Source organism: Kitasatospora sp. NPDC059571, assembly GCF_042735675.1.
Classification (GTDB): domain Bacteria; phylum Actinomycetota; class Actinomycetes; order Streptomycetales; family Streptomycetaceae; genus Kitasatospora.
Genome location: NZ_JBHWBW010000138.1, coordinates 1 through 1,750, shown reverse-complemented (window position 1 = coordinate 1,750; position 1,750 = coordinate 1). Strand labels below are relative to the sequence as shown.

2 protein-coding genes are annotated in these 1,750 nt (G+C 73.4%); both read left to right on the top strand.

The features are described from left to right. The first annotated feature begins 253 nt into the window (after nt 1-253). The gene (locus ACFV0G_RS17640) at nt 254-1,183 is read left to right on the top strand and encodes a slipin family protein (protein ID WP_380547859.1); all 930 of its coding nucleotides are present in this window, start codon (nt 254-256) and stop codon (nt 1,181-1,183) included. Nucleotides 1,184-1,263: 80 nt separating this feature from the next. After that, entirely contained in the window at nt 1,264-1,689 is a 426-nt protein-coding gene (locus tag ACFV0G_RS17635) for a CBS domain-containing protein (RefSeq protein WP_380547856.1), read from the top strand. Nucleotides 1,690-1,750 lie beyond the last annotated feature (61 nt).

Below are 1,750 nucleotides of genomic sequence, written 5' to 3'. Positions count from 1 at the left end.
GCTCGGACAGTGCGGCTCGGGCGCCCCGGGGGGGGGGGGCGGGGGGGGGGCGGGGGGGCGTGCCGCGGGCCCCCCGGCCCCCCGGGGCGGGGCCGGGCCCGGCGGCCGGCGGCGTGGCTTCCATGCCGCCGATCCTAGGGCGCCCGGTGGTGCGGGACCGGCGAAGTGGCGCGCGGGCGGACGGGCAGATGGACGGTCCGGGAGCGGAGTAGCGTGGAGAACGGGGCCGCGTGCGGGTAGGCGAGGTGGCGCGATGATCGTGGTCGAGGCGGTCCTGGCCCTGCTGGTGGTGCTGGCCGTGCTGGCCGGCCTGAGTGCGCGCGTGGTCCAGCAGTTCCAGCGCGGCGTGGTGTTCCGGTTCGGGCGGGTGCGCGAGGAGATCCGGCAGCCCGGGCTGGCGATGATCATGCCGGTGGTGGACCGGCTGCAGCGGGTGAACGTCCAGATCGTGACGATGCCGATCCCCGCGCAGGAGGGCATCACCCGGGACAACGTGACCGTGCGGGTCGACGCGGTGGTCTACTTCAAGGTCGTCGACCCGGTGAAGGCCACCGTCAACGTGCAGGACTACAACTTCGCGATCTCCCAGGTCGCCCAGACCTCGCTGCGGTCGATCATCGGCAAGAGCGAGCTGGACGACCTGCTGGCCAACCGGGAGCCGCTGAACCAGGGGCTGGAACTGATGCTGGACAGCCCGGCACTGGGCTGGGGGATCCACATCGACCGGGTGGAGATCAAGGACGTCGCGCTGCCGGAGTCGATGAAGCGCTCGATGTCCCGGCAGGCCGAGGCGGAGCGCGAACGCCGGGCCCGGATCATCACCGCGGACGGCGAGTTCCAGGCGTCGGCGCGGCTGTCCGAGGCCGCCGCGATCATGAGCGAGACCCCGGCCGCGCTCCAACTGCGCCTGCTGCAGACGGTGGTGGAGGTCGCCGCGGAGAAGAACTCGACGCTGGTCCTGCCGTTCCCGGTGGAGCTGCTGCGCTTCCTGGACAGCGTCACCGAGAAGCCGGCCGCCGCCGCGGAGGGGAAGGGCGCCGAGCCGCAGCCCGCCGTCGAGCTGCCGGATCTGCCCGCCCTGGACGAGGTGTTGGCCCGTTCGCCGCTCGACCCGCCGGACCGCGAGGGCTTCGAACAGGCCCCCGGGCCGCCGGAGACGGACGGGCAGCTGCCGCCGCGGTAGAGGGCCCGCCGCGGTGGCGTCGCCCCGGGGGCGGGACCACGATGGAGGGACAGGGGCGTGACCAGTCGGGAGGTTCGACCATGACCACAGCCGGAGAGATCATGCACCCGGGCGCCGAGTGCGTCGGCGAGTTCGACACCCTGGCCGACGCCGCCCGGACCATGCGGGAACGGGGCGTCGGCGCGCTGCCGATCTGCGGGGACAACCAGAAGCTGCTGGGCATCCTCACCGACCGCGACATCGTCCTCAAGTGCGTCGCCGAGGGCCTGGACCCGAACAAGGTCAGGGCCGTCGACCTCGCCATCGGCCGCCCGATGGTGATCGAGGAGGACGAGGACGCCGAGCAGGTCCTGCAGCTCATGGAGCAGCACCTGGTCCGGCGCCTGCCGGTGATCAACCACCCGGACCACAAGCTGGTCGGGATGATCAGCGAGGCGGACATCGCCCGCAACATGCCGCAGGAGCGGGTCGCCGAGTTCGTCTCCGCGATCTGCGCCGAGGACTGATCCGGGCGGCCGGGCAGCGCCGGACGAGGGGCCGGGGCGCCGGGGCCGGGCGGTCGACCGC

Coding starts and splice junctions, on each gene's coding strand:
- ACFV0G_RS17640 (WP_380547859.1), top strand. CDS start 254: ATGATCGTGGTCGAGGCGGTCCTGGCCCTGCTGGTGGTGCTGGCCGTG.
- ACFV0G_RS17635 (WP_380547856.1), top strand. CDS start 1,264: ATGACCACAGCCGGAGAGATCATGCACCCGGGCGCCGAGTGCGTCGGC.